The organism is Streptomyces sp. NPDC006643 (genome assembly GCF_042870175.1).
Lineage (GTDB): Bacteria > Actinomycetota > Actinomycetes > Streptomycetales > Streptomycetaceae > Streptomyces.
Window position 1 is genome coordinate 202,329 of sequence record NZ_JBIAHA010000011.1, and the last position, 12,755, is coordinate 215,083.

The window sequence follows — 12,755 nt, forward strand, 5'->3', positions numbered from 1 at the left end:
TCGTCCCTCACTTGTCCCCTTCGAGGGTGTAGGTGCTCTCCCCGGGGCGCAGCGTGGTGGGGCTGTCGTCGGGAAGCAGGGCGAGGCGTACGTGCTGTGCGAAGGACTCCGCGTAGGCGACGCGCTGGGCGTCCTTGGTCTTGAGGGCGAAGGTGATCGGGACGGCGGTCTTCGGGCCGCTGCTGCGGTCGTCGTCGTCCTTGGGCTCCAGCGGCGTCAGTGAACCGACGTCGATGACCTTGGCGTTGGGCACGATGATCCGGGACTGCGCGTCGTCGCCCTCGTTCTGGGCGGCGAAGGTGGCGAAGATGTTGACCAGGTCGCCCGCGTTGATCTTGCCCGCCACACCGGTGGCGGCGTCGATCATGATCGCGATCTCCTGCTCGTCGTTGGCGAGGGCGGGCCGTTTGACGATCATGTCGTCCTGGAGCAGCGACCCCTTCTTGAGCTGGGTGACGGCGATCTTGCCGTTGACGACGGCGAGGTCGGTGACCGCGTTGTCGGAAAGCCAGCGCTTGGGCATCTCTATCTTCTCGAACTGCCCCTCCTCAAGCGCCGTGTACGGAGCCACGTCCGCCTTCAGCCGGTACGCGGGCACCTCGGGTCCGACCTTCGAATTCACGTCGCTGATCACCGAGAGCACGCCGGCGAAGGCGCCGAAGGCGCAGAGGACGGAGAGAAGAAGGAGAATGATGCCGCGGCGTTGCCGTGAATTCATGAGCGGGACAACCTCGTTCGAAGACGTGGGACGGGGAGTGACTGGTCGGGCACGGGACGAGGACCGCCACCGGCTCGTACGGACCGCCTCCAGGCGGACTACGGCCCGCCTGCCGGGCGGGCTACGGCCCGGGGCGCATGGGTGCTCCTTGGGTCAGGACACCGGAACCTTCTCTTTGGTTCTCGGCCGGGGAGAGCGGCGCGGAGCAGAATCCGCACCGATCACCGATGAGTTCGAGACCGCACCAGGAACACACCTCTCGCCGTACGGATGAAACCAGCTGGTAAAGAACGGAGATATCCGGCAGGAACGCGGCGAATTCGATCATCTTGGACGTTCCCCACCAGCGTGGGGAATCCGCGAGAAGCGCCATCTCCTGCACCCCCTGCACCTGCCAGGCGGGCGCGAGTGTCGCGGTCACCCAGTCCGATTGCAATTGTCCCTTTCCGACCAGAAGTTGCGTGCCGAATTCAGGACCGGTCAGCTCGCCGTTGCCGATCTTGATCAACTGGGGGTCGGGGTTGGCGAGGACACCGAACTGCGAGCCCGGCACCCACGACTTGGCGTGCGACTTGAGGCTGACCGGGACATGGTCGAGCTTGGTGACCGAGTTGAGGAGGGCACCGGCGTGGATGTAGTGCGAGAGCAGCCGGGCCGCCGACGCGACGACGCCCGCGCTGAAGTCGCAGATGGACAACTGCCGTAGCTGCCGCACGAGTACGGCGAGTCCCAGCGGCGGCAGATCCAGCTTGAGAAGGGCGATCCGGTCGCTCTCCAGGACGGAACGCACGGTGTACAGCCGCCGCTCGTGCGCCACCGGGAGGGCGGCGGAGTAGACGGCCACGACGTAACCGTGCTGCTCCACCAGGACCTGCATGTCCGCGAGCGCGGCCTCCAGCGGCTGGACGTCCGGGGCCTGCAACAGGGCCGCCGTGGGCGTCTGCTGGTCGGTGGGCGGCAGCACCAGATCGTGACTCGTGACGGCTATGGCGGTTGACACCTGGATCCCCGTTCAGCTCGGGCGTCGGAGTTCCGGCGACCGCGGTTTTCGCTACTGCTGGGCCCTGCTGCTCGGCGTTCGATAGTCCTGGTCGGTGGTGAAGTCCCCTCGACTTCGACTACCGCTCAGCACTTTATCCACGACTTAGCGCACAGAGAACACCTCACCGATGTCATTGGTACGCCGCTCACTTCGTACGCACCACCAAAGTCGGGCGAAGCAGTCAGCCGTTAACCCATGTTTCATTTGACGCCGAAACTAGCCGACCGTCGAAGCGCCCACCAGGTAACTGGTCCGCTTTGGGTCCGGGTTGGGCCCACGGACCCACGCCACCGGGTCCGGGCCGTCCGTACGCTCCGTTCCGATTCCGTATTACGCGAAAAGTTGTGCGGTCACCGAGGGGGACGGTCGGATGGGACGGGAACTGATACGAGGGCGACCACGGGGCGACCGCGGCACCTCCGCCACCGAGTACGTGGGCGTGATCGTGGTCGTCGCGGCCATCGCGGGGGCGATGGTCGGCACCGGCGTCGACGGGACCGTCGCCGACCAGTTGAAGTGCCTGGTCACCTTCGGACCGTGCGACCCCGGCGGCGGCAAGCCGAACCGGTCCGCGCCCAAGACCGACGCCGACTACGAGCCGCCGCTCTGCCAGATCTCCTCGATCAGCGACAAGGCGGGCGCCAAGGGGAAGTTGCTGTTCATCGAGTGGGGCGAGGAGTACGGCTTCCAGCAGCAGACCTTCCAGGCCAAGACCGACGTGAACAAGGACGGCAAGGTCGACGACAACGACCAGCAGGTGATGATGACCTTCACCGACGCCGCGTCCGTCGCCGCCAAGAAGGACTGGAAACCGGGCGCCAAGGTCGGCAAGTTCGGCTCGGACAAGGTCGAACTCGGTGCCGGGATCAAGGTGACCAACGGGGACACCTGGGTCTTCGACAGCGAGGAGGACGCGGCGGCGTTCCGCGAGGACATCGAGGACCTGAAGACGTACGAGCTGGCCAACCGGCACGCCAACTCCCGTGGCGGCGGGCTCGGGAACAGCATCGCCTACCTCTTCGACAGCGGTCCCCTGTACGAGGAGGAGCAGCTGCGCAAGCGCATCGACGAGAAGCTCGGCAACCGGCACATCAGCTACGGCAAGGTGGGTCTGGAGGCGAGTGCCGCCGGCGGTATGAAGCTCTCGGCGGGCGACGAGAAGAAACTCAGCGCGACGCTCGGCGGCAGCTTCAAGTTCTCGCCCGAGGTGACGTGGACCGACAACAACTACCGGAACCTCAAGTCGTACACGTACAGCGCCGCCATCGAGTACACGGGCAAGGTCGGCTACGAGGCCGGGCCCGTCAGCGGGGAGTCGAGCGCGACGACGACGCAGACCGGCACCATCACCGTCAGCCACGACAAGACGACCGGTGAGCTGCTGCGTATCGACATGACACGTACCGTCGAGAAGGGCGCCACGAAGGACGGCGTCACGGTCGGCGGCGACAACGGCAAGAAGGACGGCGACAAGCGCGGCGGCAGCGGCAGCGTGAAGGGCACGGACAACGAGACAGGTATCGAGGTCGTCACCAACTCCGTCGTCATCAAGCCCGGCGCCGAGGGTGACAAGCAGCGCGCCATCGCCCAGGAATGGCTCGACGGCACCGGCGACAACGGGGCGCCCTTCGCCTACATGTTTGACGACCACGCACCGACGAAGCGGCCGGGCAACGACGACCCGTTCGGCCAACTCCTTTTCGACGAGGGCCTGTCCAGCAAGAACACGTACACCGGCCAGACGGAGGCCGCGGAGTACGGATTCGAGCTGAACCTGGGTCTGAGCTTCGGCTTCTCGGTCTCCACCGAGAAGAAGGAGGAGAGCCTGGGCGACGCGCAGTTCCTGGGTGCGCCGAAGGGGGAGAACCGCAGCTATGTCCCGTACAGCTACTGTGCGAACTGATCCCGGGGACAGGAGCACACACGCCATGAGCAGCAAGAAGACGACGAGAGGGACGACGATGGCCAGGCGGATCCCGACCATGCCCATCGCCTCGATGCCCCTCGCCTCCGGCGCGCTCGCGACGCTCCTGCTGCTCCTCGCGGGGTGCGGCGCGGACTCGGGCGGCGGCGCGGTGCCGGAGGGCTGGGGCACGCTCAAGACCCCGGCGGTCACGGTGGCGCACCCGGCGGCGTTCGAGGAGCAGGGCGCCGGTGAGCGCAGCAAGTACAACGCGGCGGCGGCGACGCTCTCCGACGAGAGCGGGACCATCGGCATGATCACCGTGCAGCTCGACTTCACCGACGCCGACTCGGTGGAGGAGGCGGCGATCGGCGCCGAGGCCGGGGTCGCGCTCGGCTCGACGCTCGGGAAGCAGGAGGAGATCCAGGTCGCGGGCCCGGACGGGGACGAAGAGGCCCGGCGGGTCAACTTCGAATTCACCCAGAAGGATTCAGGCACCGGCTCCGGGGCGGGGACCCCGGGCGGCGCGCTGAACCCGAAGGCCGGTACCCGGGTCGACGGCGTGATCATCGCGGGCCTCGACGCCGACGACAAGTCGTACGCCGTACGGATCGACGCGGTCAAGGGAAAACTCGGCAAGGGCGATCTGAAGAAAATCATCGACTCGATCACGGTCAACTAAGCGGGGTCCACGATGGATGTTCCGGGCGGCGACTACCTATTCTTCGGCGGCATGATTCTTCTTTTCGGCTGGCTGGCAACGCACTACGCGCGTCGCCTTTCGGGCGTGAATCGGGCACTGCGAGCGGGTATTCGGGCGGAAGGCACTTGCGTGCGAATCGAGCAGGAGCCGTACAACCGCTCGGACGCGCAGCGGCACTTCTTCGCGTTCCGTACGCCGGACGGCCGCCAGATCGAGTTCGAGGATCTGGCGAGCCGGTCGATACGGGTCGGCGACCCGGTGACGGTGGCGTACGACCCGGCCGCGCCCGACCGCTCGGCGACGGTCGCGGGGCGCGGCCACTGGTCGCCGGTGCTCCAGTACGGGGTGCTGGTGGTGGGCTGCGGGCTCGCGGCGGCCGGGTTCGCGGCGGTTCTTCTTCTCACGGTGGTCTGAACGGTGGTTCCGGGGGCGGGATTCAGGTTCCCGCCCCCGGACCGACATGCACAAGCACTGATGGAGGCGGTTGGCGATGACGAGGTACGGCTACCCGGGGGCGTCCGTCCAACGGGAGGAGGGGCGCGGAGCGGCGGTGTTCGCCCTCGCGCGCGCCTGGGCGGCCGGCATCGTCGTCCTGCTCCTGACGGAGTACCTCCAGACCACGCTGGTCAACGACCACCTGGCCACCTCGGAGAACCTGGAGACCTTCAACGGCAGACTGATGCTCGTCCACATCCCCAACGCGGTCTGCATAGCCCTGGCCACCTGGGCGGCGGGCCGGTTCCACCGCGAACCGTTCCGCGACTCGAAGGCGCAGCACGCCCTCGCGGTCTGCACGGTCGGGGTGGCGGCGCAGGCGCTGAACATGGTCATCCAGTGGGAGAACCTGGAGGCGGAGGGCGTTCTGATGTCGAACGCGGTGCTGGTGGTGGGTGTGGTGGCGGGATACGCGGCGGAACGGCTCCAGGACGAGTGACGGGCGCGGCAGGAGCCGCCCGCCGCTCGAAGAACTCGTCCAGCAGGGCGAAGAGTCCGTCGACCGCCTTCCGGTGCTCGTCCAGTGACCACGGCTGGGCGGGTCGCCCCTGGGGGAACACGATCTCGACGACCTGGGCGGACCAGACGAGATTCCGCCCGGCCCGCTTCGTGTCCGCGAGCCACTCCCGCAGGCCGTCCAGCAGCACGCCGCCGCAGGCGTGGTCGTAACCGCCGAGGTACGCCGCCACCCCGTCGAAGGTGACACGGCCGACGTACATGGCCGTCCGCTTGCTGAATCCCTCCCAGAACCGCTGATGCGACTCGACCGGCCGGCCCCTGCCCCGGCTCCAGGCGGCCGGGATCCGCGACAGATCGGTGCCCGCGCCCCAGGTCGAGTAGCTGACCGCCTCCGGCCCCACGCCGAGGGCCGCGAGGAGAACGGCCGTACGCGCGGCGGGATCGACGGGCCCGGACTTCCTGACCCAGACGTACGTTCCCGCCGGATCGCGCTCGTGATGAGTGACGACGAAGTCGGTTCCGTCCAGGGTGAAGAACGCGGCACGCAGGGCGCCGTGCCCGTCCCACGACTCCTCGACGGTCAATCCCAACCGCCGTGCCACGGAATCCAGTTCCACGGCGAGCAACGCAAGCGCGACCAACGGCTCGGTCGCCGCCTGAAACATCGAACACTGCCGCGCGGGACCGCCCGCGCCGACGGGGTCCGGGTCGGGGTCAGGAAGGCTGATCATCTCGCTCACGCGGCCAGTCAATCACCGCTTCCCGACGAGGAGGCGCCGGATGCCGGCCGCGGCAGCGGGGTCCCGTCGTCGGTTCGCCGGCTCCGTTCCGCCGAAAGCGGTGCCCATGTGGGGAGTTCGTGTCAGAGGTATTGACAACTTGAATGGTCTGGACCATTTTTACGGCCAAGCGGTGGCCACCGTTCCCGACCCGCACCTCCTTACCCGACATCCCCAGCGGAGGCATCAAGTGGAACGTGTACCCGACGGCAGACGCAGACCCAGCAGGAGCGCCGATCGACGTGGGCGGGCGCGGAGTTGGCTGGGTGGGGTGGTGGCCGTGCTGGCCGCCGGGGCCCTGAGTGTGGGTGGGTTGGGGGGCGTCGCCCAGGCCGCCGACATCAACGTCGCCAAGAACGCCGGCTTCGAGTCCGGGCTCGCCAACTGGAGCTGTAGCGGCGGGAGTGGGGCCGCTGTCGGGTCTCCCGTACGGAGCGGGGCCGGCGCGCTGAAGGGGACGCCCGCCGGGCAGGACAACGCCCGGTGCTCGCAGTCCGTGGCCGTGCAGCCCAACTCGACCTACACGCTGAGCGCGTGGGTGCAGGGCGGGTACGCGTATCTCGGGGCCAGCGGCACCGGGACCACCGACGTGTCGACCTGGACGCCCGGCGAGAGCGGCTGGAAGCAGCTGACGACGACCTTCAGGACCGGCGCGTCGACGCGTGCCGTGACCGTGTACACGCACGGCTGGTACGGGCAGAGCGCGTACCTCGTCGACGACGTGTCCGTCTTCGGGCCGGACGGCGGCGGGGGCGGTGACCCCGACCCGCAGGCACCGGGCACGCCCGCCGGGCTCGGTGTCGGCGCCGTGACCTCGTCGTCGGTGGCGCTGAGCTGGAACGCGGTGAGCGGCGCGACCGGGTACAACATCTACCGGGACGGTACGAAGGTCCAGACGGCGACCGGGACTTCGGCGACCGTGACCGGGCTGGCGGCGGCCACCTCGTACCAGTTCCAGGTGTCGGCGACCAACGCCGTCGGCGAGTCCGCCAAGTCGGCGGCCGTCAGTGGCCGGACGTCACCGGGCGGCGGCGACCCGGGCGGGCCCGCCGTACCGAAGCACGCGCTGACCGGGTACTGGCAGAACTTCAACAACGGCGCGACCGTCCAGAAGCTCAGGGACGTACAGGCGCAGTACGACATCATCGCCGTCGCGTTCGCCGACTCGACGGCCACGCCCGGCCAGATCGTCTTCAACCTCAGCTCGGCCCTCGGCTACTCCGGGGTCGCCGAGTTCAAGTCCGACATCGCCGCCAAGAAGGCCGCGGGCAAGTCGGTGATCATCTCGGTCGGCGGCGAGCTGGGCAACGTCACGATCAACAGTGACGCCTCGGCGACGGCGTTCGCGAACAGCACCTACGCGCTGATGCAGGAGTACGGCTTCAACGGGGTCGACATCGACCTCGAACACGGCATCAACTCCACCTATATGACGAAGGCGTTGCGGCAGCTGTCGGCGAAGGCCGGCTCCGGGATGGTCCTCACCATGGCGCCGCAGACGATCGACATGCAGAACACCGGCACCGAGTACTTCAAGACCGCGCTGGCCGTGAAGGACATCCTCACCGTCGTCAACATGCAGCACTACAACAGCGGTTCGATGCTCGGCTGCGACGGACAGGTCTACTCGCAGGGCACCGTCGACTTCCTCACCGCCCTCGCCTGCATCCAGCTCGAAGGCGGACTCGACGCCTCCCAGGTCGGCATCGGGGTTCCGGCGTCCACCCGTGGGGCCGGCAGCGGTTACGTCTCCCCGACCATCGTGAACAACGCGCTGGACTGTCTGACGCGCGGCACCAACTGTGGCAGGTTCAAGCCGTCGAAGACCTACCCGGGTCTGCGCGGCGCGATGACCTGGTCCACCAACTGGGACGCGACGGCCGGCAACGCCTGGTCGAACGCGGTCGGCCCGCACGTCCACGCCCTGCCGTAACCCGTCACCGACAGGCCGCGGTCCCCCCACGCACAGACCAGCAGCGCCGCCGCTCCCCCGGCGGCGCTGCTGCGTGTTCGGCCACGACCGGCGCCGGGGCCGGATGCGGCCCATCGCGTCCAGACCCTTGACAAGGCCAATGGTCTGGACCAGTTTGTACGGCGGTACGGACCGGGCCACCGTTCCGTACCGCCCCCCACATCTCCCCCCCACGGAGGCCATGCAGTGCTCAGGCTCAAGACCCTTGCCGCGGCAGGCGTTCTCGCCGCCGGACTGGCCGTACCGACGGCCCAAGCGGCCCCCTCCCCCGCCCCCGCCGCCGTACCCGCCCACGCCGTGACCGGGTACTGGCAGAACTTCAACAACGGGGCCACCGTCCAGACGCTGGCCGAGGTCCAGGACGACTACGACATCATCGCCGTCGCGTTCGCCGACGCCACCGGCACGGCCGGACAGGTCGACTTCACCCTCGACTCGGCCGGTCTCGGCGGTTACACCGACGCCCAGTTCAAGGACGACGTGGCCGCCAAGCAGGCCGCGGGCAAGTCGGTCGTCATCTCCATCGGCGGCGAGAAGGGCACCGTCGCCGTCAATGACGAGGCGTCGGCGAACGCGTTCGCGACGTCCGTGTCCGCGCTGATGGACGAGTACGGCTTCGACGGCGTCGACATCGACCTGGAGAACGGTCTCAACTCCACCTATATGACGCAGGCGTTGAAGTCGATCGCCGGTCAGGCGGGCGACGGCTTCGTCCTCACGATGGCGCCGCAGACCATCGACATGCAGTCGACGTCCAACGAGTACTTCAAGACCGCGCTCGCGGTGAAGGACATCCTCACCGTCGTCAACATGCAGTACTACAACAGCGGTTCGATGCTCGGCTGCGACGGACAGGTCTACTCGCAGGGCACCGTCGACTTCCTCACCGCCCTCGCCTGCATCCAGCTCGAAGGCGGACTCGACCCCTCGCAGGTCGGCCTCGGTCTGCCGGCCTCGCCGAGCGCGGCGGGCGGCGGATACACCGACCCCGCCGTCGTCAACGACGCCCTGGACTGTCTGACGCAGGGCACCAACTGCGGCAGCTTCAAGCCCGACAAGACCTACCCGAGTCTGCGCGGCGCGATGACCTGGTCCACCAACTGGGACGCGGCGGCGGGCGACGCCTGGTCGAACGCGGTCGGCCCGCACGTCCACGGCCTGCCGTAGCGAAAGCGTACGAACCACCCCCCACAGACCGGTGGCGCCGTCGGACCCCGACGGCGCCACCGCGCGTTTGCCTCAGGCCCGGATCACCAGGGCAGGTCACGCACCTGCTGTACGCACAGCACGACGAACAGCAGCCCGCCCGCCGCCAGCATCACATTGCTCACGATGCCGTTGCGCCATTCCGCGGGCGTACGCGAGGAGTTGAGCAGCCACAGCAGTGTGAGCGCCAGGAAGGGCATGAAGAACGCGCCCAGCACGCCGTAGACCACGACCAGGCCGAACGGCTGGTCCAGGAAGAGCAGCCCTATCGGCGGGAAGGTCAGCCAGAGCAGATACGCCCGGAACGGCACCGACCGCTCGCGCGCGCCCGAGGCGACCTCCTCGACCGTCCCCTCGCCGACCGCGGTACCGGTCCTGCGCTCGCGCTGGAAGCGCTCCACGAAGTCGGCGAACATCAGGCTCACGCCGTGCCAGACGCCCACCAGCGCGCCGAAGGACGTGGCGAAGAAGCCGATGAGGAAGAGCTTCGCCGTCACCACCCCGAAGCGGTCCTCCAGGATCACCCCGAGATCGATGAGGCCCCGGTCGCCGGAGGTGAGCGCGATCTGCGAGGAGTGCAGCAGCTCGGCGCCGATGATCAGCATGGCGACGACGAAGACACCGGTGGTGATGTAGGCGACGCGGTTGTCGATGCGCATCACCTTCATCCAGTTGGTGTTGGTCCAGCCCTTGGCGTTGACCCAGTAGCCGTACGCGGCCATGGTGATCGTGCCGCCGACCCCGCCGATCAGGCCGAGGGTGTAGAGCAGCGAACCGTCCGGCAGTACGGGCGCGAGCCCCGCGAAGGCCGCCCCGAGGTCGGGCGCGACGCGTATCGCGACGTACACGACGATCAGGAACTTCATGCCGATGACGACCGTCATGAACTTCTCGAAGACCAGATACCTGTTGAACCAGACGAACAACAGCCCCAGCAGACCGAAGATGATCGCCCAGGTCTTGAGGCCGGGACCGTCGGGGAAGAGCGCGACGATCGGCAGGGCGCTGGACGACATGGCGGTCGCGCCGTAGACGAAGCCCCACACCACGACGTACACCGCGAAGTAGACGGTGGTCCACTGTCCGAGGCTGCGCCAGCCCTCGAACAGGGTGCGGCCGGTGGCCAGATGCCAGCGGCCGGCCGCCTCGGCGAGGGAGATCTTGACGACGCAGCCGATGACGGCCGCCCAGAGCAGCGTGTAGCCGAACTTGCTGCCCGCGATGAGGGTGGCGACCAGGTCGCCGGCGCCGACACCGGTCGCGGCCACCACGATGCCGGGACCGATGTACCTCCAACTCGACTTGCGTGGGCCTGACTTGCTCGCCGCCGTACCGCTGTCGGTGATATCTGCCATGCGTCGACCTCCACACTCGTCCCCGTAAGTGACTCGGGTCACCAAATCGGGACGGCGAAGATCGCGCAAGAGGTTCGGCGGTCTCGGTTCCGTTTCCGTCGGGCGGACCGCGTCCGGTCAGGGCGTCCAGGGAGGCACGGGCGGTGGATTGTCCCGGCGGCCGAGATAGACGTTGAGGACGTGCCCGAGGTCGCGGAACCAGTGGTTCAGCGTCACGCTGTTACGCGCCTTCACCCCGCACTCGTAGAACTTCCCGCCGGGCAGGACGACGGCCACCATGAGCCGGTGACCGCCGACGCCCGGTTTCGAGTGGATGCTCTGGATCTCCGCCCACGGGAACTCGGCGCTCTGCCCCTCGAAGTCGAAGGTCACGCCGGTCTCGTCGATGACGATGCCGCTCCGGCTGTCGGCGGCCAGGAACTCCGGGCTCTGGTACGGGGGTGGAGACGGGGTCTGGTGCGGAGGCGGCGGGGGCGGCGGCGCGTACGCCGCGGCCGGTGGCTGCGCGTACGGATTCCCCGGCACCGGACCGTACTGACCGTACTGCTCGTTCATCCCCAGCCCCCGTCATGCTGTTCGACTCAGCCGTACCGTACCTAAATCACCAGGCTGAGCAGCGCGGCGACCACGAATCCGGCCACCGACAGGACCGTCTCCAGCACCGTCCACGACTTCAGGGTGTCGCGCTCGGAGATGCCGAAGTACTTGGCCACCATCCAGAAGCCGCCGTCGTTGACGTGCGAGGCGAAGATCGAGCCCGCCGAGATCGCCATGATGATCAGCGCGAGATGCGCCTGCGACATGCCCTGGCCCTCGACCAGCGGTACGACGATGCCCGCCGTGGTGACGATCGCGACCGTCGCCGAGCCCTGGGCGACGCGCAGTACGACGGAGATCAGCCACGCCAGCAGGATGACCGGCAGACCGACGTCGTTGAAGGTGTCGGCGAGCGCGTCCGCGATGCCGCTGCCCTTCAGTACGGCTCCGAAGACACCGCCCGCGCCGACGACCAGCAGGATGTTGCCGACCGGCTTGAGGGAGGCGGTCGACACCGTCTCCAGGGACTTGCGGGACCAGCCGCGCCGGATGCCGAGCAGGTAGTACGCGAGGAACAGCGCGATCGTCAGCGCCACGAAGGGGTGGCCGAAGAACTCCACGACCGACCGCAGCGTGCTCGGGTCCAGGGCGATGGAGGAGAACGTCGCCAGCAGGATGAGGATCAGCGGGGTACCGATGATCGCCAGCACCGTGCCGAGGGCGACCGGCTTCTCCGGCGGGGTCACGCCGGACGCCTTCTGCTCGGCGGCGACGGCGCTCTTGGCCTCGGCCGCGGCCTCGACCATGTCCTGCGGTACGTCGACGAAGAGGCGCTTGCCGATCCACGCGGCGTACACCCAGGCGGCGAGCACGGCCGGGACACCCACGACGACGCCCATCAGGATGACCCAGCCGAGGTCGACGTCGAAGAGGCCCGCGGCGGCGACGGGGCCGGGGTGCGGGGGCAGGAACGCGTGGGTCATCGACAGACCGGCGAGCAGCGGCATCGCGTACAGCAGGATCGACTTGCCGGAGCGCCTGGCCGCCGCGTACACGATCGGCGCGAGGACGAAGATGCCGACGTCGAAGAAGACCGGGATACCGAAGACGACACCGGTGACGCCCATGGCGAGCGGGGCGCGCTTCTCGCCGAAGAGGTTGAGCAGCCGGGTGCTCAACACCTCGGCGCCGCCCGACACTTCGAGGATCGCGCCGAGCATGGTGCCGAGTCCGATGATGATCGCGACATGGCCGAGGATGCCGCCCATGCCGGACTCGATCATCGAGACGGCGGCCGACTTCTGGACCGTACCGAAGAGTTCGGTCACGGAGAGTCCGGCGGCGAGGCCGACGGCTATGGAGACACCGAGGAGGGCGACGAACGGCTGGAGCCTGACCTTGATGATCAGGACGAGGAGAAGAACGATTCCGAGGACGGCGACGGTCAGCAGACCGGCCGTCCCGTCTATGAGAAGGAGCAGTCCACCGGTGTGGGGCGGCGCCTCGGGGGTGGGGGGAGCTTCGGCGGCGAGCAGCATGAGGGGGGACCTCTGATTTCGTGCATCAGTGCATCTGTGCGTCGGTGC

12 protein-coding genes are annotated in these 12,755 nt (G+C 68.2%); 6 read left to right on the forward strand and 6 right to left on the reverse strand.

The genetic code is table 11. From position 1 onward, the window contains the following. Window positions 1-7: 7 nt before the first annotated feature. Together cpaB and ACFYNU_RS17195 are read right to left on the reverse strand one after the other, a co-directional pair. On the reverse strand, window positions 8-718 hold the full coding sequence (cpaB, locus tag ACFYNU_RS17190; RefSeq protein WP_356594728.1) for a Flp pilus assembly protein CpaB: 711 nt from the start codon (window positions 716-718) through the stop codon (window positions 8-10). A 121-nt stretch (window positions 719-839) separates the two neighbouring features. After that, entirely contained in the window at window positions 840-1,718 is an 879-nt protein-coding gene (locus ACFYNU_RS17195; RefSeq protein WP_356594726.1) for a hypothetical protein, read from the reverse strand. A 412-nt stretch (window positions 1,719-2,130) separates the two neighbouring features. Between ACFYNU_RS17195 and ACFYNU_RS17200 the strand changes: the two genes are divergently transcribed. From ACFYNU_RS17200 to ACFYNU_RS17215, 4 genes are all read left to right on the forward strand, one after another. Beyond that, entirely contained in the window at window positions 2,131-3,663 is a 1,533-nt protein-coding gene (locus ACFYNU_RS17200; RefSeq protein WP_356594725.1) for a hypothetical protein, read from the forward strand. 25 nt (window positions 3,664-3,688) lie between these two features. Continuing rightward, window positions 3,689-4,345, forward strand: coding sequence for a hypothetical protein (locus ACFYNU_RS17205; protein WP_356594723.1), 657 nt, complete (start codon window positions 3,689-3,691; stop codon window positions 4,343-4,345). Between the two features lie 12 nt (window positions 4,346-4,357). Continuing rightward, entirely contained in the window at window positions 4,358-4,780 is a 423-nt protein-coding gene (locus ACFYNU_RS17210; RefSeq protein ID WP_356594721.1) for a DUF3592 domain-containing protein, read from the forward strand. Between the two features lie 76 nt (window positions 4,781-4,856). Beyond that, window positions 4,857-5,300 (forward strand): hypothetical protein, encoded by a 444-nt coding sequence (locus ACFYNU_RS17215; protein ID WP_356594719.1) that lies wholly within the window; start codon window positions 4,857-4,859, stop codon window positions 5,298-5,300. On the opposite strand, the gene ACFYNU_RS17220 is transcribed toward ACFYNU_RS17215, so the two are convergent. After that, window positions 5,194-6,060, reverse strand: coding sequence for a hypothetical protein (locus ACFYNU_RS17220; RefSeq protein ID WP_356594717.1), 867 nt, complete (start codon window positions 6,058-6,060; stop codon window positions 5,194-5,196). The two genes, ACFYNU_RS17215 and ACFYNU_RS17220, sit on opposite strands and share 107 nt — an antisense overlap. Window positions 6,061-6,289: 229 nt before the next feature. On the opposite strand from ACFYNU_RS17220, the gene ACFYNU_RS17225 reads away from it, so the two are divergent. Next, a complete protein-coding gene (locus ACFYNU_RS17225; protein ID WP_356594715.1) occupies window positions 6,290-8,032 on the forward strand; it encodes a glycoside hydrolase family 18 protein in 1,743 nt (580 codons plus the stop codon). Between the two features lie 225 nt (window positions 8,033-8,257). Beyond that, window positions 8,258-9,238, forward strand: a complete 981-nt coding sequence (locus ACFYNU_RS17230; RefSeq protein WP_356594713.1) for a chitinase — start codon at window positions 8,258-8,260, stop codon at window positions 9,236-9,238. An 83-nt stretch (window positions 9,239-9,321) separates the two neighbouring features. Here ACFYNU_RS17230 and ACFYNU_RS17235 read toward each other — a convergent pair whose 3' ends face one another. From ACFYNU_RS17235 to ACFYNU_RS17245, 3 genes are all read right to left on the reverse strand, one after another. Beyond that, window positions 9,322-10,632 (reverse strand): Nramp family divalent metal transporter, encoded by a 1,311-nt coding sequence (locus tag ACFYNU_RS17235; protein WP_356594711.1) that lies wholly within the window; start codon window positions 10,630-10,632, stop codon window positions 9,322-9,324. Window positions 10,633-10,749: 117 nt separating this feature from the next. Continuing rightward, on the reverse strand, window positions 10,750-11,187 hold the full coding sequence (locus tag ACFYNU_RS17240) for a hypothetical protein (RefSeq protein ID WP_356594709.1): 438 nt from the start codon (window positions 11,185-11,187) through the stop codon (window positions 10,750-10,752). A 41-nt stretch (window positions 11,188-11,228) separates the two neighbouring features. Continuing rightward, on the reverse strand, window positions 11,229-12,707 hold the full coding sequence (locus ACFYNU_RS17245) for a gluconate:H+ symporter (protein WP_356594707.1): 1,479 nt from the start codon (window positions 12,705-12,707) through the stop codon (window positions 11,229-11,231). Between the last annotated feature and the right edge of the window lie 48 nt (window positions 12,708-12,755).

Coding starts and splice junctions, on each gene's coding strand:
- cpaB (WP_356594728.1), bottom strand. CDS start 718: ATGAATTCACGGCAACGCCGCGGCATCATTCTCCTTCTTCTCTCCGTC.
- ACFYNU_RS17200 (WP_356594725.1), top strand. CDS start 2,131: ATGGGACGGGAACTGATACGAGGGCGACCACGGGGCGACCGCGGCACC.
- ACFYNU_RS17205 (WP_356594723.1), top strand. CDS start 3,689: ATGAGCAGCAAGAAGACGACGAGAGGGACGACGATGGCCAGGCGGATC.
- ACFYNU_RS17210 (WP_356594721.1), top strand. CDS start 4,358: ATGGATGTTCCGGGCGGCGACTACCTATTCTTCGGCGGCATGATTCTT.
- ACFYNU_RS17215 (WP_356594719.1), top strand. CDS start 4,857: ATGACGAGGTACGGCTACCCGGGGGCGTCCGTCCAACGGGAGGAGGGG.
- ACFYNU_RS17235 (WP_356594711.1), bottom strand. CDS start 10,632: ATGGCAGATATCACCGACAGCGGTACGGCGGCGAGCAAGTCAGGCCCA.
- ACFYNU_RS17240 (WP_356594709.1), bottom strand. CDS start 11,187: ATGAACGAGCAGTACGGTCAGTACGGTCCGGTGCCGGGGAATCCGTAC.
- ACFYNU_RS17245 (WP_356594707.1), bottom strand. CDS start 12,707: ATGCTGCTCGCCGCCGAAGCTCCCCCCACCCCCGAGGCGCCGCCCCAC.